25 protein-coding genes and 1 riboswitch are annotated in these 26,262 nt (G+C 72.5%); of the genes, 12 read left to right on the top strand and 13 right to left on the bottom strand.

Annotated features, from left to right (window positions below):
- Positions 1-127: 127 nt before the first annotated feature.
- Positions 128-511, bottom strand: a complete 384-nt coding sequence (locus tag QIY60_RS25255) for a DUF3037 domain-containing protein (protein ID WP_283144464.1) — start codon at positions 509-511, stop codon at positions 128-130.
- Positions 508-1,377: a HipA family kinase gene (locus tag QIY60_RS25250; protein ID WP_283144463.1), complete on the bottom strand. Its 870-nt coding sequence runs from the start codon at positions 1,375-1,377 to the stop codon at positions 508-510. Before QIY60_RS25250 ends, QIY60_RS25255 begins: the two co-directional genes overlap by 4 nt.
- Before the next feature lie 77 nt (positions 1,378-1,454).
- Between QIY60_RS25250 and QIY60_RS25245 the strand changes: the two genes are divergently transcribed.
- Positions 1,455-3,554 carry a prolyl oligopeptidase family serine peptidase gene (locus QIY60_RS25245; RefSeq protein ID WP_283144462.1) on the top strand — a complete coding sequence of 700 codons (2,100 nt, stop codon included), beginning with the start codon at positions 1,455-1,457 and terminating at the stop codon, positions 3,552-3,554.
- 68 nt (positions 3,555-3,622) lie between these two features.
- The gene (locus tag QIY60_RS25240; protein ID WP_283144461.1) at positions 3,623-4,093 is read left to right on the top strand and encodes a Rieske (2Fe-2S) protein; all 471 of its coding nucleotides are present in this window, start codon (positions 3,623-3,625) and stop codon (positions 4,091-4,093) included.
- 9 nt (positions 4,094-4,102) lie between these two features.
- Here the strand turns inward: QIY60_RS25240 and QIY60_RS25235 are convergent, their stop codons facing one another.
- Positions 4,103-4,765, bottom strand: a complete 663-nt coding sequence (locus QIY60_RS25235; protein WP_283144460.1) for a cysteine hydrolase — start codon at positions 4,763-4,765, stop codon at positions 4,103-4,105.
- Positions 4,766-4,866: 101 nt separating this feature from the next.
- Between QIY60_RS25235 and QIY60_RS25230 the strand changes: the two genes are divergently transcribed.
- Positions 4,867-5,343: a pyridoxamine 5'-phosphate oxidase family protein gene (locus QIY60_RS25230; RefSeq protein WP_283144459.1), complete on the top strand. Its 477-nt coding sequence runs from the start codon at positions 4,867-4,869 to the stop codon at positions 5,341-5,343.
- 182 nt (positions 5,344-5,525) lie between these two features.
- Here QIY60_RS25230 and QIY60_RS25225 read toward each other — a convergent pair whose 3' ends face one another.
- Positions 5,526-6,431, bottom strand: coding sequence for a LysR family transcriptional regulator (locus tag QIY60_RS25225; RefSeq protein ID WP_283144458.1), 906 nt, complete (start codon positions 6,429-6,431; stop codon positions 5,526-5,528).
- Positions 6,432-6,505: 74 nt separating this feature from the next.
- On the opposite strand from QIY60_RS25225, the gene QIY60_RS25220 reads away from it, so the two are divergent.
- Positions 6,506-7,459 carry a DMT family transporter gene (locus QIY60_RS25220; RefSeq protein ID WP_283144457.1) on the top strand — a complete coding sequence of 318 codons (954 nt, stop codon included), beginning with the start codon at positions 6,506-6,508 and terminating at the stop codon, positions 7,457-7,459.
- Between the two features lie 133 nt (positions 7,460-7,592).
- Here QIY60_RS25220 and QIY60_RS25215 read toward each other — a convergent pair whose 3' ends face one another.
- Positions 7,593-8,924, bottom strand: a complete 1,332-nt coding sequence (locus tag QIY60_RS25215; RefSeq protein ID WP_283144456.1) for an aminotransferase class I/II-fold pyridoxal phosphate-dependent enzyme — start codon at positions 8,922-8,924, stop codon at positions 7,593-7,595.
- A gap of 36 nt (positions 8,925-8,960) precedes the next feature.
- Here QIY60_RS25215 and QIY60_RS25210 point away from each other — a divergent pair, with 36 nt between their 5' ends.
- Positions 8,961-9,623, top strand: coding sequence for a pyridoxamine 5'-phosphate oxidase family protein (locus QIY60_RS25210; RefSeq protein ID WP_283144455.1), 663 nt, complete (start codon positions 8,961-8,963; stop codon positions 9,621-9,623).
- An 87-nt stretch (positions 9,624-9,710) separates the two neighbouring features.
- On the opposite strand, the gene QIY60_RS25205 is transcribed toward QIY60_RS25210, so the two are convergent.
- From QIY60_RS25205 to QIY60_RS25195, 3 genes are all read right to left on the bottom strand, one after another.
- Complete coding sequence (locus tag QIY60_RS25205; protein ID WP_283144454.1) at positions 9,711-10,667, bottom strand: EamA family transporter; 957 nt, start codon at positions 10,665-10,667, stop codon at positions 9,711-9,713.
- 162 nt (positions 10,668-10,829) lie between these two features.
- The gene (locus QIY60_RS25200) at positions 10,830-11,837 is read right to left on the bottom strand and encodes an EamA family transporter (RefSeq protein ID WP_283144453.1); all 1,008 of its coding nucleotides are present in this window, start codon (positions 11,835-11,837) and stop codon (positions 10,830-10,832) included.
- A gap of 31 nt (positions 11,838-11,868) precedes the next feature.
- Positions 11,869-12,342, bottom strand: coding sequence for a Clp protease N-terminal domain-containing protein (locus QIY60_RS25195; protein ID WP_283146065.1), 474 nt, complete (start codon positions 12,340-12,342; stop codon positions 11,869-11,871).
- A gap of 317 nt (positions 12,343-12,659) precedes the next feature.
- On the opposite strand from QIY60_RS25195, the gene QIY60_RS25190 reads away from it, so the two are divergent.
- Together QIY60_RS25190 and QIY60_RS25185 are read left to right on the top strand one after the other, a co-directional pair.
- Positions 12,660-12,857 carry a hypothetical protein gene (locus QIY60_RS25190; RefSeq protein WP_283144452.1) on the top strand — a complete coding sequence of 66 codons (198 nt, stop codon included), beginning with the start codon at positions 12,660-12,662 and terminating at the stop codon, positions 12,855-12,857.
- Positions 12,858-12,994: 137 nt separating this feature from the next.
- Positions 12,995-13,423: an SRPBCC family protein gene (locus QIY60_RS25185; protein ID WP_283144451.1), complete on the top strand. Its 429-nt coding sequence runs from the start codon at positions 12,995-12,997 to the stop codon at positions 13,421-13,423.
- Positions 13,424-13,487: 64 nt separating this feature from the next.
- On the opposite strand, the gene QIY60_RS25180 is transcribed toward QIY60_RS25185, so the two are convergent.
- Positions 13,488-14,078, bottom strand: coding sequence for a PadR family transcriptional regulator (locus tag QIY60_RS25180; protein WP_190094438.1), 591 nt, complete (start codon positions 14,076-14,078; stop codon positions 13,488-13,490).
- Between the two features lie 179 nt (positions 14,079-14,257).
- Here QIY60_RS25180 and QIY60_RS25175 point away from each other — a divergent pair, with 179 nt between their 5' ends.
- A complete protein-coding gene (locus tag QIY60_RS25175; protein WP_283144450.1) occupies positions 14,258-15,073 on the top strand; it encodes a PhzF family phenazine biosynthesis protein in 816 nt (271 codons plus the stop codon).
- An 86-nt stretch (positions 15,074-15,159) separates the two neighbouring features.
- On the opposite strand, the gene QIY60_RS25170 is transcribed toward QIY60_RS25175, so the two are convergent.
- Positions 15,160-15,963 carry a CPBP family intramembrane glutamic endopeptidase gene (locus QIY60_RS25170; RefSeq protein WP_283144449.1) on the bottom strand — a complete coding sequence of 268 codons (804 nt, stop codon included), beginning with the start codon at positions 15,961-15,963 and terminating at the stop codon, positions 15,160-15,162.
- Between the two features lie 164 nt (positions 15,964-16,127).
- Between QIY60_RS25170 and QIY60_RS25165 the strand changes: the two genes are divergently transcribed.
- Positions 16,128-17,912, top strand: coding sequence for a substrate-binding domain-containing protein (locus QIY60_RS25165; protein ID WP_283144448.1), 1,785 nt, complete (start codon positions 16,128-16,130; stop codon positions 17,910-17,912).
- A 23-nt stretch (positions 17,913-17,935) separates the two neighbouring features.
- On the opposite strand, the gene QIY60_RS25160 is transcribed toward QIY60_RS25165, so the two are convergent.
- Entirely contained in the window at positions 17,936-19,444 is a 1,509-nt protein-coding gene (locus tag QIY60_RS25160) for a glutamate-cysteine ligase family protein (RefSeq protein WP_283144447.1), read from the bottom strand.
- 490 nt (positions 19,445-19,934) lie between these two features.
- On the opposite strand from QIY60_RS25160, the gene QIY60_RS25155 reads away from it, so the two are divergent.
- Positions 19,935-20,522 (top strand): hypothetical protein, encoded by a 588-nt coding sequence (locus tag QIY60_RS25155; RefSeq protein WP_283144446.1) that lies wholly within the window; start codon positions 19,935-19,937, stop codon positions 20,520-20,522.
- Positions 20,523-20,855: 333 nt separating this feature from the next.
- On the top strand, positions 20,856-21,062 hold the full coding sequence (locus QIY60_RS25150) for a DUF5999 family protein (protein ID WP_067155431.1): 207 nt from the start codon (positions 20,856-20,858) through the stop codon (positions 21,060-21,062).
- Between the two features lie 109 nt (positions 21,063-21,171).
- Here QIY60_RS25150 and gcvP read toward each other — a convergent pair whose 3' ends face one another.
- The gene (gene gcvP / locus QIY60_RS25145; RefSeq protein ID WP_283144445.1) at positions 21,172-24,057 is read right to left on the bottom strand and encodes an aminomethyl-transferring glycine dehydrogenase; all 2,886 of its coding nucleotides are present in this window, start codon (positions 24,055-24,057) and stop codon (positions 21,172-21,174) included.
- 196 nt (positions 24,058-24,253) lie between these two features.
- A riboswitch (glycine riboswitch) is annotated at positions 24,254-24,351 on the bottom strand.
- 112 nt (positions 24,352-24,463) lie between these two features.
- Between gcvP and QIY60_RS25140 the strand changes: the two genes are divergently transcribed.
- Positions 24,464-24,847, top strand: a complete 384-nt coding sequence (locus QIY60_RS25140) for a PRC-barrel domain-containing protein (RefSeq protein ID WP_283144444.1) — start codon at positions 24,464-24,466, stop codon at positions 24,845-24,847.
- Here QIY60_RS25140 and QIY60_RS25135 read toward each other — a convergent pair.
- Entirely contained in the window at positions 24,757-26,229 is a 1,473-nt protein-coding gene (locus QIY60_RS25135; protein WP_283144443.1) for a DNA polymerase IV, read from the bottom strand. The two genes, QIY60_RS25140 and QIY60_RS25135, sit on opposite strands and share 91 nt — an antisense overlap.
- Positions 26,230-26,262: the final 33 nt, after the last annotated feature.

The following is a 26,262-nucleotide window of genomic DNA, read 5'->3' as shown; positions in this document are numbered from 1 at the left end:
GATCCGCGGCTCCTCGTCCCTGAGCAACCGCTTAGTAGCTTCAGCAGACGAGACGCTAGAAGCCCTGGCACCCGGTGTCAACGGCCCACGGATCCCCCGGCGAAGGTCACACCCGCCCGGCGCGCCCTCAGCGGACCAGCAGGTCGAGCAGCCGCTCGGTCTCCGCCGCCGGATCCGCGGTGAGCCCGGTGTGCACCGGCCCCGGCTGCACCACCGTCGAGCGCGGTGCGATCAGCCAGCGGAAGCGGCGCCCGGCGTCGTCGCCCGCCGCCTGCCCGGCCGCCTCGCCGCCGCCGCAGACCCCCTCGACGGCCCGCAGCGCCGCCCGCACCCCGATGACGTCCGCGTGCGGGTCGAGCGCCCTCAGCTTGGCCTCGTCCAGATGCGTACGGGCCGCGACGAACGACTTGGCCCGGCAGTAGACCAGCACTCCGGCGTTGAAGCACTCCCCGCGCTCGACGCGCGGCACCACGCGCAGCAGCGCGTACTCGAAGACGTCGCGGTCGCTCACTTGCCGTCCTTCTCGCCGGGCTGGCCGGCCTTGCTGTCCTTGGTGGGGTGCGGCCAGGGCTTGAGGTGGTCGGTGAGCCAGCCGGGGGCCTGCGAGGGAGCGGCCTTGGCGGGCGCGTCCAGCGTGATCCGCTCGTGGATGTCGGCGGCGCGGGCGAGCAGCGGCGCCACGTACGCCCGGCGCAGCGCGTCCGTCGTGTCGAAGCCGGGCTCGTCCACCAGCCACTCGTCGGGCACCAGCGCGGTGACCTCGGTCAGCAGCTCCTCGGTCACCAGCGGCGCCAACTCGGCGGCCGCGGCGGCCACATCGGGCCCGAACGGGGCGAGCGCGTGGTCCGAGGCGTTGTAAGGCTTGGCGGCCGAGGCCTGCGCGCCCGGCCAGTTGTGGTGCCAGATCATCGTGGCGCCGTGGTCGATGAGCCAGAGATCACCGTGCCAGACGAGCATGTTAGGGTTCCGCCACGAACGGTCGACGTTGTTGATCAACGCGTCGAACCAGACGACCTTGCCCGCCTCCGCCGAGCTCACCTGGTAGGCGAGCGGGTCGAACCCGATCGAACCGGGCAAGTAGTCCATTCCGAGATTCAGCCCGCCGCTCGCCTTCAGCAGCTCCTGCACCTCCTGGTCCGGCTCCGAGAGCCCGATGACGGGGTCGAGCTGAATGGTGACCAGTTCGGGGACGCGCAGAGCGAGCCGTCTGGCGAGCTCCCCGCAGATCACCTCCGCCACCAGGGTCTTGCGACCCTGCCCGGCGCCGGTGAACTTCATGACGTACGTACCGAGATCGTCGGCCTCGACGATCCCCGGGAGCGAGCCGCCCTCACGCAAAGGCGTGACATAGCGGGTCGCTGTCACTTCATTAAGCATCTGTCCAGGCTACTGGGACGGATGCGACTGTTCGATCACTCAACCGCCCGATGAACCCCTGAAAGGGACGCTTCGCCATGCCCTCAGAAGAGAAGACCGCCCAGGCCCCGGCCGCCGAGGACCTGCCCCTCCAGTTCGCCCGCACCAGGCGCTTCTCGCTCGGCGCGCCCCGCGGCCTCACGGTCTCCCCCGACGGCGAGCGGGTGCTGTTCGTCCGCAGCGCCGACGGGCGCTCCCCGCTCAGCTCGCTGTGGCTGTTCGAGGACGGCGAGGAGCGCGTCCTCGTCGACCCGCTCGCGCTCGCGCTCGGCGAGGAGGGCGAGGTGCCCGAGGCGGAGCTCATCCGCCGCGAGCGGGCGCGCGAGACGAGCGGCGGCATCGTCGGGTACGCCACCGACGCGGCCGTCCGCACGGTCGTCTTCGCCGTCTCCGGCGCGCTCTGGCTGGCCGGGACGGACGGGAGCGCCCCGCGCCGGATCCCGACGGCGGGCCCGGCCGTCGACCCGCGCCTCTCCCCCGACGGCACGCTCGTCTCGTACGTGACCGGGCGCGCCCTGCACGTCGTACGCGCCGACGGCACGGGCGGGCGCCAACTGGCCGCGCCGGAGGGCCCGGAGGTGTCCTACGGCCTTTCCGACCACGTCTCGGCCGAGTCCATCGGCCGCGCCCGCAGCTCCTGGTGGTCCCCGGACGGCTCCGCGCTCCTGGTGGTCCGCGTGGACAACTCGCCGGTCCAGCGGTGGTACCTGAGCGATCCGTCGGACCCGGCGAAGGCCCCGCGCGTGCTGCCGTACCCGGCGGCGGGCACGCCCAACGCGGAGGTGTCGCTGGCCGTCGTGCGCGTCGACGGCGGACGGGTCCCGGTGCGGCTGCCCCGGTCGGCGGACCCTGAGTCGCACCCGGGCGGCGCCTGGACCGACCCGGCCTTCGCATACCTGGTGGAGGGCGGCTGGGACGGGGCGGGCCCGTTCGCCACCGTCCAGACCCGGGACCAGCGCACCGCGTACCGCCTCGCCGTCGACCCGGCGAGCGGGGAGACGGAGGTGACAGATCGTCACCATGACGACCATTGGCTGGAGTTCATGCCGGGGGCGACGGCGCTCGACCGTACCGGGGCCGCCCTCCCGGACGGGCTTCCCGCCGGTCTGGAAGTGCGCGCGATACTCGGCTCGGCCGGTGACACGGTCTACTTCACGGCGAGCGACGAGCCGACCGAGACGCATGTCTGGGCGTACGCACCCGGGTCCGGCTTCACCCGCGTCACCGAGGAGCCCGGCGTGCACACGGCGGCCCTCGGCGGCGACACCCTCGTCCTCGACAGCCGCACCCTGCACGAGCACACCGTCACCGTCCTGCGCGACGGCAAGCCGACGGGCCGGATCGGCGTGCTGACCGAGCGGCCGGTGGTGACGCCGAGGCCGGTGTTCCTGTCGCTGGGCGAGCGCGAGCTGCGCACCGCGCTCTATCTGCCCTCCTGGCACCGCGAGGGCGCGGCCCGGCTGCCGGTCGTCGTGCACTCGTACGCGGGCCCGGGCCTCCAGACCGTCGTACGGGCCGGCTCCTGGCACCACGCGGTGAACCAGTGGTTCGCCGAGCAGGGGTTCGCGGTGCTGTCCGTCGACGGGCGCGGCACTCCGGGGCGCGGCGAGGCGTGGCGCACCTCCGTCCACGGCGACCAGTTGACCCCGGTCCTGGAGGACCAGGCCGACGCGGTGCGGGCGGCCGCCGAGCGCTACCCCGATCTGGACACGGACCGGGTGGGCATCCGGGGCTGGTCGTTCGGCGGGTATCTGGCGGCGGCCGCCGTGCTGCACCGGCCCGATGTGTTCCACGCGGCCGTGGCGGGCGCGGCCCCGACCGACCTCACGCTCTACGACACCCACTGGAAGGAGCGGTACCTCGGCCACCCGGACGTGCAGCCGGAGAACTACGAGCGCTGTTCGCTGGTCGCGCACGCCCACAAGCTGACCCGGCCGCTGATGCTCGTCCACGGGATGGCGGACGACAATGTGGTGCCCGCACACATGCTGCGGTTCTCACAGGCGCTGCTCGCGGCGGGCAAGCTGCACAGTGTGCTTCCGCTGGTGGGCGAGAGCCACTTGGTCACCAAGGAGGGTGTGGCCGACACCCTGCTGTGGCTCAATCTCGACTTCCTGAAGAAATCCTTGAACGTCTGAACAAACGGCGGCGCCGGGCCGTATCCCTTCACGCAGCCCCCGTGTAGCAAGGTGAAGGGAAAGCCAGTATGAGCACCCAAGCTCTTCCGTCCGAGCCGGGCCCGGCCCGCCGTACCGTCGTCGCGGCGGTCGGCGGCGCCGGGCTCGCGGCCGCGCTCGCCGCCTGCGGCGACTCGGACAAGTCCGGCGACGCCGCCAAGTCCTCCGGTGACGGGGGTACGGGAGGAACGGGCGGCACGGCCGGAGGGGGCGGCGGGGTGCTGGCGAAGACCGCCGACATCCCGCAGGGCGGCGGCAAGGTCTTCCCCGACCAGGGCGTGGTGGTGACCCAGCCGACGGCGGGCACCTTCAAGGCGTTCTCGGCCACCTGCACCCACCAGGGCTGCACGGTGAAGGACGTCGTCGGCGGCACCATCAACTGCCCCTGCCACGGCAGCAAGTACGACGCGGCCACGGGCAAGGTCACCGGCGGCCCGGCGCCGAGGCCGCTGCCCGCGAAGACGATCAAGGTGGAGGGAGACGCGATCAAGCTGGCGTAACAAGCGGGGTCAGGTGCGCCCGGCCCGACGCGGCCCCTTGAGACAGGCGACGATGTCATCGGTCGTGGCGACGGTGGCGACGAGGGCCAGCGTGTTGCGGATCATCGCGGGGGTGTACTCGGCGGGCACCCCCGCGACGGCGTCCGCGGGCACCACGGCGGTGTAGCCGAGGTTGACGGCGTCGAACACGGCGTTCGGGATCGCCACGTTCGCCGAGACACCGCTGACGATCAGAGTGCGGCAGCCGAGGTTGCGCAGCAGCGGGTCGACGTCCGTCCCCGCGATCGGCGAGAGGCCGTGCAGCCTGCGGACCACGAGGTCCTCGTCCGCCACGTCGATCCCGTCGACGATCCGTACCGCCGTGGTGCCGGAGTACTGCTGCACGGGCAGGCGTTCGGCGGCCCGGAACAGCCGGGCGTTGCGGGACGCGCCGCGCCCGTCCGGCCGCCGCTCGGCCACCGCGTGCAGGACCTGGACGCCCGTCTCGTGCGCGGCGGCGACGAGCCGGGCGATGTTGTGGAGGGCACCCGACGACCGCGCCACCTTGGCGAGTTCGGGCAGCGCGCTGTCGAGGCCGACGACTCCCTGCTGGCACTCCACGGTCATCAGCACGGTGGAGGCGGGGTCCAGTTGCTCGGCCAGCCGTTCGTTCAGTCGTTCGTTCGTCGCCATGGCGCGGGAGGCTAATGGGCATTGCGCGAGGGGGGAAGGGCGCGCCATGATTCCTGACACCCAGTCAGTTAACGGGGTCGACTCACCGGAGGAGCCGTCCGATGACCGCAACCCAGCGCCGGGGCCGCCGGATCATGATGACGGACGCCGAACGGGACGCGTTCCTGGCGGAGCAGCGCACCTGCCGGGTGGCCACGGTGTCCCCCGACGGCCACCCGCACGTGGGCGCACTCTGGTACGTCTGGGACGGATCCGCTCTGTGGCTGTACTCGATCACCCGCAGCCTGCGCTGGTCGCAGCTGCTCAAGGACCCCAGGATCGCGGTGGTGGTGGACGCGGGAGAGTCGTACGGGGAGCTGCGCGGCGTAGAGCTCCGGGGCAAGGCGTTCCCGATCGGCGAAACACCCCGCACGGGCGAGCCGTGCGCCGAACTGGAAGCCCCTGAGCGCCAGTTCGCGAGCAAGAACTTCGGCCTGAAGGAAATGATCCACGACGGCCGCCATGGGTGGCTGCGCCTGACACCGGAGAAGATCGTGTCGTGGGACTTCAGAAAGCTGAAGCCCACCAACGACGCTTAGAGGAGCGGAGCTCCCTAAGGGGCGCGGGGAACTGCGCGCCCAGCCACAAACGGCCCGCAGACGAACACAAGTCCGGGGCGCAGCCCCGAAAGGGGGTCCGGGGGCAAAGCCCCCGGCAACGGCGCTAACTCCCCACCCGGCCGCCCGCCCAGGGCTTTAGGGAAGGGGCGGGGCGGGGAACCTCACCCGGCCACATCCAGGCCGGCCGAGGCCAACGCCTCCACCGCAGCCCGAATGGACGGCCGCCGATCCGCATCGACCCGCCACACCGCGTACACATGCCGCCGCATAGCCCCCCGCACCGGCACCACCCGCACCCCCTCAGGAACCGGCCCCCGCCCCAGCCGAGGCGCGACACTCACCCCCAACCCGGCCGACACGAGCGCGAGCTGCGTAGCGTGCTCACGCGCCACATGCCCGATCCGCGGCTCGACCCCCTTCCCCCGCAGCGTGAACATCAGCCACTCGTGGCAGAACTCGCCCTCGGGCCAGGTGACCCACTCGTCCGAGGCGAACTCCTCCAGGTCCACGGCCGAGCGCCCCGCGAGCCGGTGCCCCACCGGCATCGCCACATCCGCCAGGTCGTCGAGGATCGACCGCTTCGCCAGCCCTTCGGGCAGCGGCAGCGGCTTGTTGTACCAGTCGAGGACGACCGCCAGGTCAAGGTCCCCCAGCAGCACACCCCGTACAGAGTCCTCCGCCTCCAACTCATCCGAACGAACGGCCAGTTGAGGATGGTCGGCGCGCAGCGCCGTGAGCGCCGCCGGGAACAGCCCGCGCGCGGCGGTGGCGAAGCCCGCGATCCGCAGCTCGCCCACGACCCGGCCGCGCTGGGCCTCCAGATCGGCCTGGGCGACCTGCACCTGGGAGAGGATCCGCGCGGCGTGCTCGGCGAGCAGCCGGCCCGCGTCGGTGAGGCGCACGCCCCGTCCGTTCTTGGCGAGCAGCGGCTGCCCCGCCTCCCGTTCCAGCTTCGCGAGCTGCTGGGACACGGCCGAGGTCGTGACGTGCAGATTGTCGGCGGCGCCACCCACCGAGCCGTGACGGGCCACCGCGTCGAGGGTCCGCAGGCGCTCCAAGTTCAACATGTAAGCGATGCTAACCGAACCTCTCCACTTTTTCTCGCTTGTGCTACGAGATTGAACAGACCAGGCTTGCCGCCATGAGCACCGTCACCCCACCCCGGTCCCCGTCGACCACGGCCCCGTCGCCGTCCCCCGCCACCCGCCGCCCGGCTCTCGACTGGCGCGTCCGGTTCGCGGTGCTCTCGCTGGTCTGGGGGTTCAGCTTTCTCCTGATCAAGGTGGGCACGGACGGCTACGCCCCGTTCCAGGTCACCTTCGGACGGCTCTTCTTCGGTACGGCGGTGCTCGCCGTCGCCATGGCCGTGAAGCGGGAGCGGCTGCCGCGCGGCGCCCGCACCTGGCTCCATCTGACGGTGGCCGCACTGCTCCTGAACGCGCTGCCGTTCTCGCTCTTCGCCTACTCCGAGCTGACGATCCCCTCCACCCTCGCCGGGATCTGCAACGCGACCTCCCCGCTGTGGGGCATGGCGCTCTCGCTGGTCGCGCTCTCGGAGGACCGGCCGACCCGGCGCCGGGTGGCGGGCCTGGGCCTCGGCTTCCTCGGGGTGCTCACGGTCCTGGGCGCCTGGCAGGGCTTCCGCGGCCTGGATCTGACGGGCACGGCGATGGCCCTGCTCGCCTCGCTCTGCTACCCGGTCGGCTGGATCTACGTCCGCCGTACGCTGGCGGGCAGCGGCCACTCCAACCTGTCGCTGATCGGCTCCCAGCTGGGCCTGGCGACCGTTCAACTCGCCCTGGTCACCCCGGTGTTCGCGGGCTTCCCGACCTCGTTCCCGGTCGTCCCGCTGCTCGCCGTCGCCGCGCTCGGCGCCCTCGGCACGGGCTTCGCGGTGCTCGTCCAGTACGGCCTGGTCAACGAGGTGGGCCCGACGACCGCGCAGATGGTCACGTACTTCATCCCGGTCATCGCCACCGCCGCCGGGGTGCTGCTCCTCGGCGAGAGCCTGAGCTGGAACACCCCGGTCGGCGCGGCGATCGTCCTCGCGGGCGCGGCCCTGACACAGAGCCGCCCGAGGGTGAAGCGGCGGTAGCCGGCCGCGACCAGGCGGACTTGTGGCGGTCCGCTACAACACCGCGCCCCTCAGGGGCGCGGGGAACTGCGCGACCAGCCACAGACGGCCCGCAGCCGACCGACCCCCCCCCAGCGGAGCTCAGCCGTACCGGCTAGTCATACCGCCGCCCCGGCGCCGATCCCGTGGCCGCCGCCACCGCGTCGGCGGCGGGGCCGATGTCGGCCGGGGCGAGCGTGGAGACGGTGAGGCGGATCCCGGGCGGGGCCGCCATCCGGAAGCGCGCGCCCGGCGCCACCGCCCATCCGGCGTGCAGCAGCCGCGCCACCGCCGCCGTCTCGTCGGGCACCGGCACCCACACGCTGAATCCGCTGCGGCCGTGCGCCGCGACGCCCCGCGAGCGCAGCGCGCGCACCAGGGTGTCGCGGCGCTCGCCGTAGGAGCGGGCCACGGCCGCCGGGTCCAGGACGTCCGAGGTCCACAGGTGCACGACGGTCCGCTGGAGCAGCCGGCTGACCCAGCCGGGGCCGAGCCGCTGGCGCCCGCGCACCCGGTCGAGGGTCACCGCGTCCCCGGTGAGCACGGCGAGCCGCAGGTCGGGGCCGTACGCCTTGGCCACCGACCGTACGAACGCCCAGTGTTCGGTGGTCCGCGAGAGCGGGGAGAGCGGGACGTCGACCATGCCGTGGCCGTGGTCGTCCTCGATCAGCAGGACCGAGGGATGCGCGGACAGCGCCTCGCGCAGCGCGCGGGCGCGGGCCGCGCTCACGGCCGCGCCGGTCGGGTTCTGCGCGCGGCAGGTGACGACGAGCGCCTTGGCGCCCGCGGCGAGCGCGCTCTCGACCGCCCCGGGCAGCGGCCCCTCGTCGTCGAGCGCCACCGGCACCGGCCGCAGCCCGAGCGCCGGAACGAGGTCGAGCAGGGCGCCCCAGCCCGGGTCCTCGATGGCGACGGCGTCGCCGGGCCGCAGATGCGCGGCGAGCACCCGCTCGATCGCGTCGAGCGAGCCGGAGAAGACGCCGACCGGGCCCGGCGGCACCCCGTCGGCGTCCAGGGCCGCGCGGGCCAGCCGCGCCAGCTCCGGGTCCACCGGGTCCTGCCCGTAGAGCGTGGGCCGCTCGGCGTGGTCGCGGGCGGCGGCCGCGAGCGCGTCGCCGAGCGGCGGCAGCAGGGCCGGGTCGGGGTTGCCGTCGGAGACGTTGCGCACGCCGACGGGCACGTCGATGCGCTGGGCGTCGCGGGCGGTGCTGGCGGGGCGCGGGCGCACCCGGCTGCCCCGGCGGCCGCCGGTCTCGATGACGCCCCGGTCCCGCAGCAGCCGGTAGGCGGCCGCGACCGTATTGGGATTCACCCCAAGCTCGGTCGCCAACTCCCGCAGCGGCGGCAGCGGTTGCCCCGGCTCCAGCTCCCCGGCACCCACCGCGCGCTCCACGTCGGCCGCGATCTCCGATGCGCGACGCCCCACGATCCGATACTCTCCTAGCACAAACAGAACTATGCACTAGTGCAATGGAGAACGCAAATGCCCGACACCGCTGCCTACGAGCCCACCGGGCGCACCGTGCCGACCCGCTCGCGCGAGCGGGCGTCGTACGACCGCGAGCTGGTGCACGGGATACTCGACGAGGGGTACGTCTGCCACCTCGGCTTCGTCCGCGACGGCGCCCCGGTCGTGCTGCCGACGCTGTACGGACGGATCGGCGAGCGGCTGTACGTGCACGGCTCGACGGGTTCGCGGCCGCTGCGCATGACCGGCAAGGCCGACCCCGGCCTCGCGGTCTGCCTCACCGTCACCCACGTCGACGGCCTGGTCCTTGCCCGCTCGGCCTTCCACCACTCGATCAACTACCGCTCGGTCGTGGTGCACGGCATCGCGTACGAGGTCACCGACCCCGAGGAGCGGCGCACCGCTCTGGACGCGCTGGTCGACCAGGTGGTGCCCGGCCGCTCCTACGACTCGCGGCAGGCCAACGCCAAGGAGCTCGCCGCGACCGCCGTGATCCGCCTCGACCTCAACGAGGTGTCGGCGAAGGTGCGCACCGGCGGCCCCAACGACGAGCCCGAGGACAGCGCCCTGCCGCACTGGACCGGCGTGCTCCCGGTCGTCCGGGGATACGGGACGCCGATCCCGGCCGACGACCTGGACCCGTCGGTGGAGCTGCCGGAGTACCTCGCGGCGCTGTGAGCGACGCGTCGCACGGGAAACGCCGGACGGGCGTGGCACATCAAGCCCGTCCGGCGTTTGAGGACGAGTCAGGCCGAAGGCCGACGATCAGGGGGTGACCACTGCGGCCCGGGCCCTCGCGGCGAGCCGCGCCTCGGCACCGGCAAGGCCGACCACCGCGACCAGCAACAACAGAGTTCCGGCGACCGTGGCCGCGCTCAGCCGCTCACCCAGCACCGCCACCGCGAGCAGCGCAGCACTCACCGGCTCCAGGAGCATGATCACGGAGACGGTGGCGGACCGGACGACGGCCGCGCCCGCGAAGTAGAGCGCGTAGGCCAGCGCCGTGGGCACCGCCGCCACGTACAGCAGCAGCACGGCCACCCGCACCGGCTCGACGGTGTGCGGCACCAGGCCTTCCGCGCCCGCGAGCGGCAGCAGCAGGACCGAGGCGATGGCGAACGCCCAGGCCGTGGTGGTGGAGGGGTCGGCGGCCGCGCCGTCCCGGCCGAGACGGCGGGTGAGCAGCGTGATCCCCGCGTACCCGGCCGCCGAGAGCAGCGCGAGCAGCACCCCGGCGGGGCGGACCGCGCCGCCGCCGTTGCCGAGGACCAGGACCGCGAGCCCGGCGAGCGCACCGCCCACGGCGGTCAGCCCGGCGCCGCCGATCCGCTCGCCCAGGGTGAGCCGGGCGCCGACGGCGATGAGCACGGGCCCGGCGCCGAGCGTGACCACGGTCGCCACGGCCAGGCCGGTCGAGGCGACGGCGGCGAAGTAGGCGCTCTGGAAGACCGCGAGGCCCACGCCGTTGCCGAGGATCCGCAGCAGCCGCCTGGCGAGCGGCTCGGCGCGCCTGCGCACCGGGCGCCGCAGCGCGCGGGCGGCGAGCAGCAGGACGAGCCCGCCGACGCAGCGCCAGAAGGAGAGGGCGAGCGGGCCGAGGTCGCTGGCGTCGAAGACCAGCGCGGCCGCGCCGCCCGCGGTGCCCCAGGCGACACCGGCGAAGACGAGATAGAGCAGGCCGCGCCCGACGGGCAGGCCGGAGGAAGAGGAAGCGTTCGACACGTACGTACTCCGAAGAGGAAGACGGGAAAGGTCGCATGCCTGGAGTACGCGGGCAGCGACGAGCCGCTCGGGGACTGCCCGAGCCCGGTCTTCGTCTGGGGTGCGGCCGCCCGCGCTTACGCGGCGGGAGGCGGCAGAACGGTCGAATGCATGATCGTCACCCTACGGGGCGGCCCGACCGGCCGACAACTCGCTTTCGGGCGCGGGCCTCTCCTGGCTCTGCGGGGGAAGTCCGTCCCCGCCCGCCACCGGCCCGGACGGCTCCTTCGGCGCCGAGGACTGCGCGATGAAGGCGCCGACCAGGACCACCGCGCCGCCCGCGATCTGCGGCGCGGAGAGGTGCTCGCCGAGCAGCACCCAGGCCAGGACGGTCGCGATGACCGCCTCCAGACAGGCGACCACCCCGGCCACCTGCGGCGACAGCTTGCGCACCGAGATCACCCCGGTGACGTACGCGATCACGGTCGCGATCAGCACGATCCAGCCGAGCAGCAGGGCCGCGGGCACGTCCGTGCCGTTCATGTCGGCGCTGCCACCGAGCACCGACCAGTCCATCCCCCAGGGGCGGGCGACGAGCGTGAGCAGGACGGATCCGATCAGCAGGCCGTACGCGATGACGCCGATCGGGTCGGGCGCGTCGTCCGTGTCGCCGCCCTGGTCGGACAGGACGAAGTAGCCGACCTGGCAGCAGGCGGCGCCGAGGGCCAGCACCAGGCCGAGGACGTCGAAGCTCAGCCCGGACCAGATCTCGACGACGGAGGCGAGGCCGCCGACGGCGAGCACCACGCCGACGGCCGCCGCCCGGGTCACGGGTCGGCGCTGGACGAACCGGACCCAGCCGAGGACCAGCGCGGGCGCCAGATATTCGACGAGCAGGGCGACGCCGACCGGGATACGGGATATCGCCGCGAAGTAGCAGGCCTGGACGCCGGCGACGGCGAGCAGGCCGAACCCGGCGAGCAGCGCGGGCCGGCGTACGAGCAGGCTCCGGTGGCGCCAGGCCACGGGCAGCATGACGAGCGCGGCGCCCGTCACCCGCAGCCACACCACGTGCAGCGGGTCCAGGCCCGCCTCGATCAGCGGCTTGGCCGCGACACCCGATCCACCGAATGAGAACGCCGAGGCCAGGGCCAGTCCCAGGCCGACGTTCCTCCCCTGAGACGCCTGCATCGGCACATCATGACAGGAGAAGTCAGGACCGTCACCCCTGTGACACCTGTCGAGACGGCGGGGCCTCGACGAGCCGTGCCGCGAGCTCCCGGGCGTCGACCCCGGCGTGGTCGAGGACCTCCACGGCCCGGCACTCCGGGTCGGCCGCGAGCGCCGCGAGCAGGTCGGTGCCTCCTACCTGTATGTCGCCGCCCTGTATGTCGCCGCGGGCGCCGGCCCGGGTCAGGGCGCCCTCCATCGCGGTGACCGCGGCGGGCGACCAGCCGGGCTGGGTGAGCAGCGGCAGCGCCCCCGAGTCCTCCACCGAACCCTGCCAGCGCAGTCCGTACCCGATGGAGCGCTGGACGAGGTAGCCGAGCACCCGCGCCACCTGCGGCGCACCGTCGAAGGCGGCCCGCACCTCCGGGTCCGTCTCCATCAGCGAGTGCAGCAGATGGGCGGTGTCGATCTGCCGGTCGCCGTCGCGCAGCGCCCTCCTGCGGGCGCCCGCGACCACCGAAGCCATCTCGTCGGTGAGCCGGGCTTCGAGGTCGGGGGCGGCGGGGACCGGAGCCGGGACGGCCGGGACCCGCGGGATCGGGAGGTGCACCCTCCTACCCCATCAGGACACACACCCCGGAGGCATCCCCGCCGGGAAGCATTCCGCATCCCACGTTGGGTGGGTACGGATGACCGGGTTCTCCTCCTTATGGATGAGATCTGCGGTTTACGTCTCGGGGGCGCGCGGTGCCAGGCCGTACGCCCCGCGCGCAACCACACCGCCGTCGGACACGTCCCCTCCCGTACGACACAGCCGCCCCGGCAACCGCGGGAGGGGACCCGATGTGCTGGATGGTCGCCCTGCTCGCCGAGGACGGGCTGCAGTACGTGTACCGCGTGTACGCCCCGGGGGACGCCCTGCGCGGCGATCTGTTCTGGGCCGCCTTCCACTGCCACGACGAGTCGTCGCGCCCGCGCGCGTCCGACCTCTTCGACTCGGCGCAGATATGGGCGTTACCGGTGAGCGACGCCAGGATCTGAAGGTGGTCCGGCAGTGACCTCACTACGATCTGACGGTTCATCAGTATTGAATGTTCGCGACACCCCGGCTACGTTCCGCGACACGTTCCCGATTCCACGTTCCCGACTCGCGTTCCTCAGGTGAAGGGGTGGTCGCAATGGCCGAGGTCAGCGCTCAGGCGCGCCTGGAGGCTCCGGCGGAGAAGGTCTGGGCCCAGCTGACGGACTTCACCGCGTACGGCGAGTGGAACGCCACCCACACCGGCTTCCCGCACGGCGGCCCCGAGAAGCTGGAGCTCGGCGCCAGCTATGCCGAGAACATGAAGCTCATGGGCTTCCCCGCCGAAGTCACCTGGACCGTGGAGGAGTTCGAGGCGGGCCGACTGCTCGGCATCAAGGGCAAGGGCCCGATGGGGGTGAGCGTCGGCAACCGCTACACGCTCACGCCCGACGGGGACGCCACGGTGGTCCGCATCGAGGGCGAGTTCACCGGCGCCGCCGTCTCGCTGATGGCGGGCAAGCTCAAGGACTCGGCGACGGCCGCGCTGAACGAGTCGCTGCGCAAGCTCGGCGGCCTGGTGGCCTGACCGGCCCGCACACACGGGAAAGCCCCGCGACCGGTGGTCGCGGGGCTTTCGGCGGCCGACGGGGTCAGTCCTCGTCGGCCAGGATCAGATACAGCTTCTTACGGGCGTCGTTGATGACCCCGAGCGCCTTCTGGCGCTGCTCGGCGGTGCCGGTCTTCCAGACCTGGCCGAACGCCTCCATCAGACCGAACCCGGCCTGGCGGATCTCGTTCATGCTCTCCCAGTCGACCCCGCGCCCGGCCTCTTCCCACGGGGCCTCGGACCCCGATTCGGCCTCGGTGCGCCCGGCGTCGGTGAGCGTGAACAGCTTCTTGCCGCCCTCGCTCTCACTGGTGATCAGGCCCTCGTCCTCCATCATCTGGAGGGTCGGGTAGACCGAGCCGGGGCTGGGCTTCCAGGCCCCGCCGCTGCGCTCGACGATCTCCTGGATCATCTCGTAACCGTGCATCGGCCGGTCCTTCAGCAGGGCCAGGATCGACGCGCGGACGTCCCCGCGCCGCGCCCTGCCCCGCGGACCGCCCCGGCCGCCGCGGCCGGGCCCGAACGGTCCGCCGCCGAAGCCGGGACCGAAGGGCCCGAAGGCGGCACGCCGCCCCTCGAAGTCGCCCCGACCGCGATGGCCGGGTCCGTGCTGTCCGTGTCCATGTGAACGCATCGCTAACGCTCCTTCCATCGGTGATCCGTCGCGATGCTTCAACGATATATCGGGACTGTTCGGCTGGCAAGCCTCTTCCGAGCGCCGTACGGAACGGGACCCGACCGGTCCACCGAAGAGGCCAATAAACCCGGATTGGCCTTGGCCGGTGGCCTGCTCCGGCCCGTACCGTCCTGCCCATGCAGATACGAATCGTCGATGCCTTCACCGACCGCCCGTTCGCCGGAAACCCTGCCGGGGTCCTGCTCCTCGACGCGTTCCCGGAGGATGCCTGGCTGCAGGACGTCGCCCGGGAGGTCAACCTCTCCGAGACCGCCTTCGCGCACCCGCTGCCGCCCGGCGGCGAGGCCGACTGGGCGCTGCGGTGGTTCACCCCGGCCACCGAGGTCGGCATGTGCGGGCATGCCACTCTGGCCACCGCCCATGTGCTGCACACCACCGGCGCCGCGACCGGCACGGTCAGGTTCGCGGCCCAGTGCGGCATCCTCTCCGCGACCGCGCACGAGGACGGGTCGATCACGCTCGACTTCCCCACCTCGCCGCTCACCCAGGTGGAGATCCCGGACGGCGTCCCCGAGGCGCTGGGGGCGCGACCCCTGTCCGTCCACGACACCTCCGAGTTCATCGGCGACCTGGTCGTCGAGCTGGCGGACGAGCGGACCGTGCGGACCCTGACGCCCGACTTCAAGGCGCTGGCCGCGTACTCAAAGCGCGGCATCATCGCCACGGCCGCGGCCGAGGACCCCTCCCTGGGCTACGACTTCGTCTCGCGGGGCTTCTTCCCCGGCGTCGGCATCGACGAGGACCCGGTGACGGGCAGCGCGCACACCGCGCTCGCGCCGTTCTGGTCGCCGCGCCTGGGCAGCACCGAGCTGACCGGCCTCCAGGCCTCCGCCCGGACCGGCTTGGTCCGCACGTCCCTGCGGGGCAAGCGCACGCTGCTCACCGGTTCTGCGGTCACCGTCATCGAGGGCGAGCTGCTGACGGCGCCGTAGCCGAACCAGTGGAATGCGTAAGGGGCGTACGCAATAGCCGTACGCCCCTTACACCTCGTCCACGCGCGCGTGCGCGGCGGCAACTGTCAGACCGTCGGCAGCCAGCTCACCTTCCCCGCGAGCAGCGCGTACCCGACGAACGCCCCGATGTCGAGCAGGGAATGGGCCACCACCAGCGGCCCGACCCGCTGCCAGCGGCGGTAGAGCAGGACGAACACGACGCCCATCGCCATGTTGCCGAGGAAGCCGCCGATGCCCTGGTAGAGGTGGTAGGAGCCGCGCAGGACCGAGCTCGCCGCCAGCGCCGCCAGCGGGGTCCACCCCAACTGGCCGAGCCGGCGCAGCAGATACCCGACGACGATCACCTCTTCCAGTACGGCGTTCTGCACCGCCGACAGGACGAGCACCGGGTACTTCCACCAGACGTCCGGCAGCGACTCGGGGACGACCGTCAGATTGCCCCCGGCCGCCCTTGCCACCAGATAGAACCCGAGCCCCGCGCTGCCGATCCCGGCCGCGATCAGCGCCCCCCTGCCGAGGTCCGGCCAGGGCCGCCGGCGGTCGAAGCCGAGCACCCGCAGACCGCCCGCCCCCTCCCGCAGCAGCAGGTGCGCGACGAGCGCCACCGGCACCAGCGCGGTCGCGATGCCGAAGAGCTGCCAGGCCAGATCCAGCCAGGGCCGCCCGGGGGCGTACGAGGTGTTGAGTTTCGCCGCCTGGTCCTTGAGGCCACCCGGCTTGGTCAGCGACCCGACAAAGCTGATCAGCGCCGACACACCGCTCGCGCCGAGCGAGAGGGCCAGCACGAGCACCGTCTCGGACCGGAAGATCCGCGGCGACACCCCCTGTTCGGGAAGAGAATCAGCCACACGCCCCGCCTCCACCTGCACACCTGCCTCCAGTTGACCGAACCCGTCCCACGCCCACCACTGCCCCGCTAGGGTCTCGAATGAAAGTACGAAGATCGCGCGCGACAGGCCGGGGGGCGAGCGCCATTTCGATGGTGCGGTCCCCCTTTTTTCCTTGTTCAGGATTCAAGGAGGGCACCACCGCCATGGGACGTCACAGCTTGCCCGACGCGCACGCGACCGAGGGAACCCGGGGCCGCCCGGCCGCCGCCCGACGCCGTACGGTCGTCGTCGCCACCCTGCTCGTGCTCGTCGTGGCGGGCGGCGCGGCCGTCGCGGCCGGCAGCGGACTGCTCTCCTTCGGGAACTCGTGCCGGGACTCCGCGGTGCGGCTGGATCTCGTCGCCTCCCCCGATGTCGCCCCGGCCGTCCGGTCCGTCGCCGAGCGGGCCCGCGCCGACAAGGTCACCTCCGACGGCTCCTGCATCGACGTCCGGGTCACCGCCCGCGAGTCGTACAAGGTGGCCGACGCGCTCGGCGCGGGCCGCGACCCCGACTTCGCGGTGTGGATACCGGACTCGGCGCTGTGGGTGGACCGCGCCAAGGAGGGCGGCGACGGCGTCCCGGTCGCCACGGCGGGCCACGTCGCCGCGTCCCCGGTCGCGCTCGCGCTGGTGGCGCCCGCCGCCAAGTCCCTTGGCTGGCCGTCCAGGACGTACACCTGGGCCGAGCTCGCCGCGGCCGCCACCCGCTCGGACGCGCTGCGCCTGGGCACGGCCGACCCGGCCCGCTCGGCCGTCGGCCTCCTCGCGCTGAGCAGCGTCGGGCGCTCCACGGCCCGCCAGGGCTCGGACGGCGGCACCAAGGCGGCAGCCCTGGCCAAGCTGCTCTCGCAGCGCGCCTCCGACACCGACGCCCAGGTCGTCGACACCCTCGCCCGGGACGGCTCCGGCACCGAGAGCGGCAATCCGCGCCGCAACCAGGCCGTCGTCCTCTCCGAGCAGGCGGCGTACGCGTACAACACCGGCCGGGGCGCGGGGCAGCGGCTCGACCTCTTCTACCCGAAGGACGGGGCGCCGCTGCTCGACTACCCGTACACGATCGTCCGCGAGAGCCGGCTGAGCACCGACCGCAGCCGCGCCGCGATGCGGTTCCTGACCCTGCTCGGCGAGCCGGAGTCCCGGCGGACCCTCACGCGGAGCGGCTTCCGCACACCCGGCGACGAGGTGGACGAGGCGGCCGTGAAGAAGGCGGGCGGCACCGCGCCGCAGCCCTACGCCACGTCCACCGCCGAGGCGCCCTCGGCCAAGGAGCTCCAGGAAGCCCTCGGGATGTGGACGATCATCGTGCAGAGCGCCCGGCTCACCACCGTCGTGGACGCCTCGGGATCGATGGCCGCGCCCGCGCCCGGCGCCGGCGGCCGGTCCCGGATGGACGTCACCAAGGCCTCACTGCTGCGGGCGCTTGCGCAGTTCACACCCGAGGACGAGATCGGCCTGTGGGACTTCGCCACCCGCCTCGACGGCTCGCGCGACTACCGCGAGCTGGTGCCGACCGCCCGCCTCGGCGACCCGGTCGAGGGCGGCCGCACCCAGCGCGACCGGCTGGCCGCCGCCTTCGGCGCGCTCCAGCCGGTGCCGGACGGGGCGACCGGTCTGTACGACACGACGCTCGCCGCGTACAAGCAGGCCACCGCGGGCTACCGGCCGGGGAAGTTCAACGCGCTGGTGATCCTCACGGACGGCGCCAACGAGGACCCGGGCAGCATCTCGCGCGGCGAGCTCGTCACCCAGCTCCAGAGGCTCGCCGACCCGGCGAAGCCCGTGCCGATGATCGCCATCGCGGTCGGCCCGGACGCGGACGGGGAGGCGGTCAGGGAGATCGCCAGGGCCACCGGCGGCGCGGGGTACCAGGTCACCGACCCGGCCGAGATCCAGGCGGTGATCCTGAAGGCCGTCATGACGGTGGGTCAGGGCGGCCGGGCGGGCTGAGGCATCCGCCCGCGCCCCGCCCCTCACCCCGGCGCCGGGAAGCCCACCGGCCAGGTGTGGACCGGCTCGCCGCCGTGCATCAGATCGCGGTAGCGCCGGGTGGTGGCCGCCAGCGCCGCCTCCCGGGTCAGACCGGCGTCGAGGGCGCGGTGGTACGTGTCGACCTGCCAGGAGGCCCCGTTGACGCGGCGCCGGCAGCGCTCCTCGATGACGCCGAGGTAGTGGTCCCGGTCGGCCGGCTCCACCCCCCACGCGTCGAGCCCGGCGTAGGCCAGCGGCAGCAGTTCGTCCCGGACCAGCTTGACGGCCGGTACGCGCGCGACGCCGCCCGCCCGGCGCGGCACCGGCCACAGCAGCTCGGCGTCGATGCCCTGGCGGCACGCCGTCTCGAAGTTGGCCGCGGCCACCGCGAACGGCAGCCGGGTCCACACCGGCCTGCTGTCCTCGGCGAGCGAGCGCACCAGCCCGTAGTAGAAGGCCGCGTTGGCGATGACGTCGGTGATGGTGGGCCCGGCCGGCAGCACCCGGTTCTCCACCCGCAGATGCGGCACGCCGTCGGCGATCCCGTACACCGGGCGGTTCCAGCGGTAGATCGTCCCGTTGTGCAGGACGAGTTCCTGGAGCGTGGGCACCCCGCCGGCGGACAGCACCCGCAGCGGCTCCTCCTCGTCGCAGATGGGCAGCAGCGGCGGGAAGTAGCGCAGGTTCTCCTCGAACAGCTCGTACGCGGAGGTCACCCAGCGCTCGCCGAACCAGGTGCGCGGGCGCACGCCCTGGGCGCGCAGCTCCGGCGGCCGGGTGTCGGTGGCCTGCTCGAACAGCGGCGGCCGCGACTCGCGCCACAGCTCCCGGCCGAACAGGAAGGGCGCGTTGGCCCCCACCGCGATCTGCACGGCGGCGATGGCCTGCGCCGCGTTCCACACCGCCGCGAACCGGGCCGGGGTGACCTGGAGGTGCAGCTGTACGGAGGTGCAGGCGGCTTCCGGGGTGATGGAGCCGGAAGTGCAGACGAGGCGTTCGACGCCCTCGATGTCGAGGGTGAAATCCTCGCCGCGGGCCGCCACGATCTGATCGTTGAGCAGCACATAGCGATCGGAATTGGAAAGGTTCGCGGAGACCAGGTCCTGCTGGCTGATCGTCGGGAGAATTCCGATCATCAGGATCCCGGCACCGACCTCGCCCGCTTTGCGCTCGGCGTACCCGAGACCGGTCCGCAGCTCCTCGGAGAGCTGATCGAAAACCCGGCCGCCGAGCCGGTGCGGGGCGATATTCACCTCCAGGTTGAACATCCCGAGTTCGGTCTGGAAATCCTTGCTCGCTATCCGCTCCAGAACCTCCGCGTTCATCATGCGCGGCATACCGTCGGGCCCCACGAGATTCAGCTCGATCTCCACGCCCATCAGATTCCTCGGACGGTCGAACCTCCGTTCGGTCAGGAGTCGCCCCAGCCCCTCCAGGCACTGCTGGAGCTTCTGCCGGTACGCGTGCCGATCGGACAGGTCGAACTCGCCCGCCACGACCTTCTCACCCATCGAAGCGTCCCTCCTCGAATGGGCAGCCGGCCCGGCCGGCCGCGTGCGTCACGGTCGATAATGCCCAGGCTGGCTGATCCATAACGCCCCATGGAGGGGAGCCGGATAGTAAGCTGGTACGAACCGGCCCCAGGCACATGCATTCGGCATACAGCAACCTGCGGTTACCACCGCTTCGGGAATCGTGAAAAACACCGACGGGTTTCGGCCTACCGCCGCCGCAGGACCTTTCCAGGCCAGTCCGGTACCCCGTTTCTCGAATCGGGATGAATGCCGCATCACAAGGACCGGAATCCGACTTGCCCGCAATACGGGCGAGAGCTAGCCGAAACACGCCCTGAACACGTGTCGTATAAACTTCGCGAACGAGGCAGAGAGTTGGCGCCCCGGCCACTTTCCCCCGGCCCCCCTCTGACCCCGTATCACCGCAGACAGCGCCGTCCGCACCGCCCACGCACCAACGTGTCTCCGAAGTGAGAGGCGACCCACCATGCCGCTGCATGTTCCCCCGGCCCCCGCGCCCGCCCTGCGCAGCGTCCTCGCGGCACTCGGTTCCCCCACCGCCGTCCGCGCGGCGCGCACCCCCGCCCTGCGATCCGCGCAAGGCCCGCTGACCCCCGAACTCCCTCTCCCCGTCCACGTGCTGGACCGGATCACCCCGAGCTCCCGCGCCCCGCGCAGCCGCCTGGCCGGCTGGCGCTTCCTCATCAGCGACGGAGAGGGCGCGGTCGCGGCCGCGGACACCATGCTCACCCCGGACGGCTGGGCCTTCTCCCACTTCTTCGAAGGTCCCTACCTCGCCTCGACCCAGCGCGCCCTGCGCCAGGCGGAGGCGCTCACCATGGACTTCGAGCCCCGGCTGCTCTCGGTGCCGGAGCTGTACATGCTCACCCTGTGGCTGCGGCGCGACACCACGGCCGACCCCGCCTCCGGCGCCCTGGACCCGGCCGACCTGCTGGTGCCGCTGGCGCCCGCCCCGCCCGGCATCTGCGCCCACCGGCCGCACCGGGTCTCCGAGCTGCTGCCGGTGATGACCCTGCGGCTCACCCCCGCGCCGCTGCTGAGCCAGCCGGTCTGACGCCCGGCCGCCCGCCGGAGGAACGAGCCCACAGCGCCCCGGAGCCCCCTTCGGCCCGGGGCGCTGTGCCGTGCCCCCATGCGCGTCCTCCGTACGGGCTAGCCCGTAACGGTCACCACGAACCACCCGAAGGGACAGGGCAGTTGAGTTGAACCGGCCGCACGAGTGATGCGTCAATATGCAGTAGGAAGTGGTGCCGCTAAATCCCTGCGGATTGACGCCCGTAGGGCAACACTGGGAGCGGACCGACCGACTTACCAACGGGGGGCGGCCATGAACACCGCATCGAGCCGCAGGACACTCACTACTACGACCCAGCGAAAGAACGCATCCATGTGCCAGCACCAGCCAGCCTGCCCGACAGCCGACTCCGCCGACCGGGAGGCCGCGCAGCTCGTGGCGCACCACCCGGAGCAGGGCTGGAGCCTGCTGTGCAACGGCGTCCTCATCTTCGAGGACACCGGCGAGCTGCTGCCGGACGGGCGGATCATCGCCCCGCACCGGGCGCTGACAGCCGGACAGGTGGCGAAGGCCGCCTGACGCGGCCGCTGACACGGAGACAGCTCAACAGCACGACACAACAAGGGGCCGGCCCGGGGAGAAAACCCCGCACCGGCCCCGACGTATGTCAGCCGTAGACGGCCCTACATCAGTTGTCGTACTCGTCCAGCGGCGGGCAGGAGCAGACCAGGTTGCGGTCGCCGAAGGCACCGTCGATGCGGCGCACCGGCGGCCAGTACTTGTCGGCGGCCGAGACCCCGGCCGGGAAGACCGCCTCCTCGCGGCTGTACGCGTGGTTCCACTCGCCGCCGAGCGCGGCCGCGGTGTGCGGGGCGTTGGCGAGCGGGTTGTCGTCGGCGGGCCACTCGCCCGAGGCGACCTTCTCGATCTCGGCGCGGATCGCGATCATCGTCTCGCAGAACCGGTCGAGCTCGGTCAGGTCCTCGCTCTCGGTCGGCTCGATCATCAGCGTCCCGGCCACCGGGAACGACATCGTCGGCGCGTGGAAGCCGTAGTCGATCAGGCGCTTGGCGATGTCGTCGACGCTGACGCCGGTCGACTTCGACAGCGGGCGCAGGTCCACGATGCACTCGTGGGCGACCAGGCTGTTGGGGCCGGTGTAGAGCACCGGGTAGTGCGGCTCCAGGCGCTTGGCGATGTAGTTGGCCGCGAGCACCGCGACCTGCGTCGCGCGCTTGAGGCCCTCGCCACCCATCAGACGCACGTACGCCCACGAGATCGGCAGGATGCCCGCCGAGCCCCACGGGGCGGCCGAGATCGGGCCGACGCCCGTCTCCGGACCGGCCGACGGCTGGAGCGGGTGGTTCGGCAGGTACGGCGCGAGGTGCGCGCGCACACCGACCGGGCCGACGCCGGGGCCGCCGCCGCCGTGCGGGATGCAGAACGTCTTGTGCAGGTTGAGGTGCGAGACGTCGCCGCCGAACTTGCCCGGCTTGGCCAGGCCCACCAGGGCGTTGAGGTTGGCGCCGTCGACGTAGACCTGGCCGCCCGCGTCGTGCACCTCGCCGCAGATGTCCGCGACGTGCTCCTCGAACACACCGTGCGTGGACGGGTAGGTGATCATCAGCACCGAGAGCTCGTCGCGGTACTGCTCGATCTTGGCGCGCAGGTCGGCGATGTCGACCTCGCCGTCGTCGGCGGTCTTCACCACGACGACCTTCATGCCGGCCATCACTGCGCTGGCGGCGTTGGTGCCGTGCGCGGAGGACGGGATGAGGCAGACCGTGCGCTGCTCGTCGCCGTTGGCCCGGTGGTAGGCGCGCACCGCGAGCAGACCCGCGAGCTCGCCCTGCGAACCGGCGTTGGGCTGGATCGACACCGCGTCGTACCCGGTGACCTCGGCGAGGCGCTCCTCCAGCTCGCGGATGAGCGTGAGGTAGCCCCCGGCCTGCTCGACCGGCGCGAAGGGGTGCATCTGGCCGAACTCGGGCCAGGTGACCGGCTCCATCTCGGTGGTCGCGTTCAGCTTCATGGTGCAGGAGCCGAGCGGGATCATGCCGCGGTCAAGCGCGTAGTCGCGGTCGGCGAGCTTGCGCAGGTAGCGCAGCATCGCGGTCTCGGAGCGGTGCTGGTGGAAGACCGGGTGGGTCAGCACGTCGTCGGTGCGCAGCAGCGCGCCCGGCAGCGTGTCCGCGGCCGCGGCGTCCAGCGCCTCGACGTCGCCCTCGGCGCCGAAGGCGGCCCAGACGGCGGCGAGGCGGTCGCGGTCGGTGGTCTCGTCGCAGGCGATCGAGACGGTGTCGGCGTCGACCAGGTGCAGGTTGACCCCGCCGTCACGGGCGGCGGCGACGGCCTCGGCGGCCTTGCCGGGGACCTTGACGGTCAGCGTGTCGAAGTACGCGCCGTGCACGACCTCCACACCGGCGGCGCGCAGCCCCTCGGCGAGGATCACCGCGTACCGGTGGGTGCGGCGGGCGATCTGCCGCAGGCCCTCCGGGCCGTGGTAGACCGCGTACATGCCCGCCATGACGGCGAGCAGGACCTGCGCCGTACAGATGTTGCTGGTGGCCTTCTCGCGGCGGATGTGCTGCTCACGGGTCTGCAGGGCCAGGCGGTACGCCCTGTTGCCGTCCGCGTCCACGGAGACGCCGACCAGGCGGCCGGGCAGGCTGCGGGCGAACTTCTCCTGGACCGCCATGTAGCCGGCGTGCGGGCCGCCGAAGCCCATCGGGACGCCGAAGCGCTGGGTGGTGCCCACCGCGATGTCCGCGCCGAGCTCGCCGGGTGAGGTCAGCAGGGTCAGGGCGAGCAGGTCGGCGGCGACGGTGACGATCGCGCCCAGCTCGTGGGCCTCGTCGATGACGGGCTTGAGGTCGCGGACCTGGCCGGAGGCGCCCGGGTACTGGAGCAGCACACCGAAGACACCGCGCTCGGCGACCTCGGCCGGGATGCCGTGGCTCAGGTCGGCGACGACGACCTCGACACCGGTCGGCTCGGCGCGCGTCTCTATGACGGCGACGGTCTGCGGCAGCGTGTCGGCGTCGACGAGGAAGACCCCGCCCTTGACCTTGCCGACGCGGCGGGAGAGCGCCAGCGCCTCGGCGGCGGCGGTGCCCTCGTCGAGCAGGGAGGCGCCGGAGGTCGGCAGCCCGGTGAGGTCGGCGACGACGGTCTGGAAGTTGAGGAGCGCCTCCAGGCGGCCCTGCGAGATCTCCGGCTGGTACGGCGTGTACGCCGTGTACCAGGCCGGGTTCTCCATGACGTTGCGCAGGATCACCGGCGGGGTGAACGTGCCGTAGTAGCCCAGGCCGATCATCGGGGCCAGGACCTTGTTGCGGTCGGCGAGGGAGCGCAGCTCGGCCAGGACCTCGGCCTCGGTGCGGGCGCCGGGCAGACCCAGCGCCTCGGCGCTCTTGATCACGTCCGGCACCGCAGCGGCGGTGAGCTCGTCGAGCGAGCCGTAGCCGACCTGCGCGAGCATCTTCGCCTGGGCCTCGGCGTCGGGCCCGATGTGACGCTGCTCGAAGGGGATGCCACGCTCGAGCTCGGTGAGCGGCATGCGGTTGGCGGTCATTACGGAGGCCTCCTGGTCAGCACGACCTGCGAGGGGCACCACGGCGCGGGTGCCCGGACGGCCTCCCCCTCTGTCATCTCAACCTGAGAGCTTCACCGGGGCGCGTGGGGGCGTCCCGGCTTTCACCGTCGGTGAGGAAAGGGTGCGCGCACAGGCACATGCCCGCACGCCCCCCTGTCCTGCTTTCCAGAGTGACCTCGTCCGCGCGGTACGTGGGCCTGAGAGATTCCGGGGAGGATTTGCTCCTTCGGCGCCTCCGGACTTCTCTCCGGAGGACTCTCCCGCGCGGGGTCAGCAGCCACCGCCAGGGTACCAGCGCGTTCCGGCCCTGATCCTTCGAGTGGCCGACGCCCGCGATGTGCACTTTCGTAGTGCTTACGAGCAGTTGCGACCAGTTGGAGGGACCGTGCAGACCGATATCGATCCGCGCAGCCTGATCGGCCGCAAGGCGTTCGACCGCAACGGCAACAAGATCGGCACGGTGGACGAGGTCTACCTCGACGACGCCACCGGAGTGCCCGAGTGGGCCGCCGTACGCACCGGCCTGTTCAGCCGGGACGCCTTCGTCCCGCTGGAGCCCAGCACCCTCGTCGACGAGGCGCTGCACATCCCCTACGACCGGGCGCTGATCAAGGACGCTCCCGACTTCGGCGTCGGCCGCCACCTCTCCCCCGAACAGGAGCTGCAGCTCTACCACCACTACGGTCTCGACATCGCCGCCCCCGATCCGCTGCCCGGCCCCGACCGGGACTTCGGACGGCTCGCGGGCGAGGAGGACGACGAGGCCTGACCCTCCGCGTCACCCGCCTCCGTCTCCCCGGGCCCGGCCACCAGCGGCAGCGGATCGGACGGCTCCAGGTCCGGGTCGTCCACCCGGAACGTCCGCACCCGGCCGGGCGCCGTCGACGTGGGCGTCTCGAACCGGACGGTGACCCGCCCCACCCCGCTGCCCTGCACCCAGCCGGGGCCGAACTCGCGGTGGCGCACGTCGTGCCCGGCCGGCCAGTGCCGCTCGGCCGGGTCGGCCGCCTCCGCCTGCTCGGGGGCGGCCGGCTCCGCCTCGTCCTCGGCGGCCGGCTCCTCGACCGCCTCCCGCTCACCGGCCGCCTGGGCGAAGAGGTCCTCCTGCGTGAAGTCCGCGAGGCCGCTGACGCCGACGCCGAGCAGGCGCACGCCGCCCGTCGTGTCCACGGAGTCGAGCAGACGCCCGGCCGCCTCGCGCACCACCGCGGGGTCGTCCGTGGGCCCCCTGAGCGTCTCCGACCGGGTCAGCGTCGAGAAGTCGTACCTGCGGACCTTGAGGACGATGGTGCGGCCCGAGTGGCCGGACGCGCGCAGGCGCTGCACACACCGGTCGGCGAGCCGCCCCACCTCGTTCATCACCCGCACCCGGTCGTGCAGATCCACGTCGAAGGTGTCCTCGACCGACACCGATTTGGTGTCCCGCTCGGCCACCACCGGCCGGTCGTCGAGCCCGAGCGCCATCCGGTGCAGCGACGCCCCGTGCGCCTTGCCCAGCAGCCGTACGAGCTCGTCCTCGCCCGCTTCGGCCAGATCCGCGACCGTGGTCATCCCGGCCCTGCGCAGATGCTCCCCGGTCGCGGGCCCCACGCCCGGCAGCGTCCTGACCGGCATCGGGGCGAGCAGATCCCGCTCGGTGCCCGGCTCTATGAGCCTGAGACCGTCGGGCTTGGCCTCCTCCGAGGCGATCTTCGCCAGCATCTTGGACCCGGCGAGCCCCACCGAGCCCGTCAGACCCGTCACCGCCCGGATGTCCGCACGCAGCCGCTGACCGGCCTCACGGGCCGACTGAGCGTCCCACGCGACTCCCCCGGCCTCCAGGTCCACGAACGCCTCGTCGAGGCTCAGCGGCTCCACCAGGGGCGACAGCCGCCCCAGCAACTCCATCACCTGCTCGCTGATCGAGCGGTAGAAGCCGAAGCGCGGCACCAGATACGCGCCGTTGGGGCACAGCCGTCTCGCCTGCGCCATCGGCATCGCGGACCGCGCGCCGAAGCGCCGTGCCTCGTACGACGCGGTGGCCACCACACCGCGCGGTCCGAGGCCGCCCACGATCACGGGTTTTCCGCGCAGGCTCGGCTTCGACGCCTGCTCTGCGGCGGCGAAGAAGGCATCCATGTCCAGATGCAGAATGGTCGGCGCGGCTCTCACATCACCGATGCTGCCTCACGCCACTGACAATCG

This window comes from Streptomyces sp. BPTC-684 (assembly GCF_030028635.1).
Classification (GTDB): Bacteria; Actinomycetota; Actinomycetes; order Streptomycetales; family Streptomycetaceae; genus Streptomyces; species Streptomyces noboritoensis.
The sequence above is the reverse complement of the archived record's forward strand: the minus strand, read 5'-3'. Positions and strand labels throughout refer to the sequence as shown.

Excerpts from the sequence above, each read along its gene's own strand:
- QIY60_RS25250 (WP_283144463.1), bottom strand. The coding sequence starts at position 1,377 with ATGCTTAATGAAGTGACAGCGACCCGCTATGTCACGCCTTTGCGTGAG.
- QIY60_RS25245 (WP_283144462.1), top strand. The coding sequence starts at position 1,455 with ATGCCCTCAGAAGAGAAGACCGCCCAGGCCCCGGCCGCCGAGGACCTG.
- QIY60_RS25240 (WP_283144461.1), top strand. The coding sequence starts at position 3,623 with ATGAGCACCCAAGCTCTTCCGTCCGAGCCGGGCCCGGCCCGCCGTACC.
- QIY60_RS25235 (WP_283144460.1), bottom strand. The coding sequence starts at position 4,765 with ATGGCGACGAACGAACGACTGAACGAACGGCTGGCCGAGCAACTGGAC.
- QIY60_RS25230 (WP_283144459.1), top strand. The coding sequence starts at position 4,867 with ATGACCGCAACCCAGCGCCGGGGCCGCCGGATCATGATGACGGACGCC.
- QIY60_RS25225 (WP_283144458.1), bottom strand. The coding sequence starts at position 6,431 with ATGTTGAACTTGGAGCGCCTGCGGACCCTCGACGCGGTGGCCCGTCAC.
- QIY60_RS25220 (WP_283144457.1), top strand. The coding sequence starts at position 6,506 with ATGAGCACCGTCACCCCACCCCGGTCCCCGTCGACCACGGCCCCGTCG.
- QIY60_RS25210 (WP_283144455.1), top strand. The coding sequence starts at position 8,961 with ATGCCCGACACCGCTGCCTACGAGCCCACCGGGCGCACCGTGCCGACC.
- QIY60_RS25200 (WP_283144453.1), bottom strand. The coding sequence starts at position 11,837 with ATGCAGGCGTCTCAGGGGAGGAACGTCGGCCTGGGACTGGCCCTGGCC.
- QIY60_RS25195 (WP_283146065.1), bottom strand. The coding sequence starts at position 12,342 with ATGGCTTCGGTGGTCGCGGGCGCCCGCAGGAGGGCGCTGCGCGACGGC.
- QIY60_RS25190 (WP_283144452.1), top strand. The coding sequence starts at position 12,660 with ATGTGCTGGATGGTCGCCCTGCTCGCCGAGGACGGGCTGCAGTACGTG.
- QIY60_RS25185 (WP_283144451.1), top strand. The coding sequence starts at position 12,995 with ATGGCCGAGGTCAGCGCTCAGGCGCGCCTGGAGGCTCCGGCGGAGAAG.
- QIY60_RS25180 (WP_190094438.1), bottom strand. The coding sequence starts at position 14,078 with ATGCGTTCACATGGACACGGACAGCACGGACCCGGCCATCGCGGTCGG.
- QIY60_RS25175 (WP_283144450.1), top strand. The coding sequence starts at position 14,258 with ATGCAGATACGAATCGTCGATGCCTTCACCGACCGCCCGTTCGCCGGA.
- QIY60_RS25165 (WP_283144448.1), top strand. The coding sequence starts at position 16,128 with ATGGGACGTCACAGCTTGCCCGACGCGCACGCGACCGAGGGAACCCGG.
- QIY60_RS25160 (WP_283144447.1), bottom strand. The coding sequence starts at position 19,444 with ATGGGTGAGAAGGTCGTGGCGGGCGAGTTCGACCTGTCCGATCGGCAC.
- QIY60_RS25155 (WP_283144446.1), top strand. The coding sequence starts at position 19,935 with ATGCCGCTGCATGTTCCCCCGGCCCCCGCGCCCGCCCTGCGCAGCGTC.
- QIY60_RS25150 (WP_067155431.1), top strand. The coding sequence starts at position 20,856 with ATGTGCCAGCACCAGCCAGCCTGCCCGACAGCCGACTCCGCCGACCGG.
- gcvP (WP_283144445.1), bottom strand. The coding sequence starts at position 24,057 with ATGACCGCCAACCGCATGCCGCTCACCGAGCTCGAGCGTGGCATCCCC.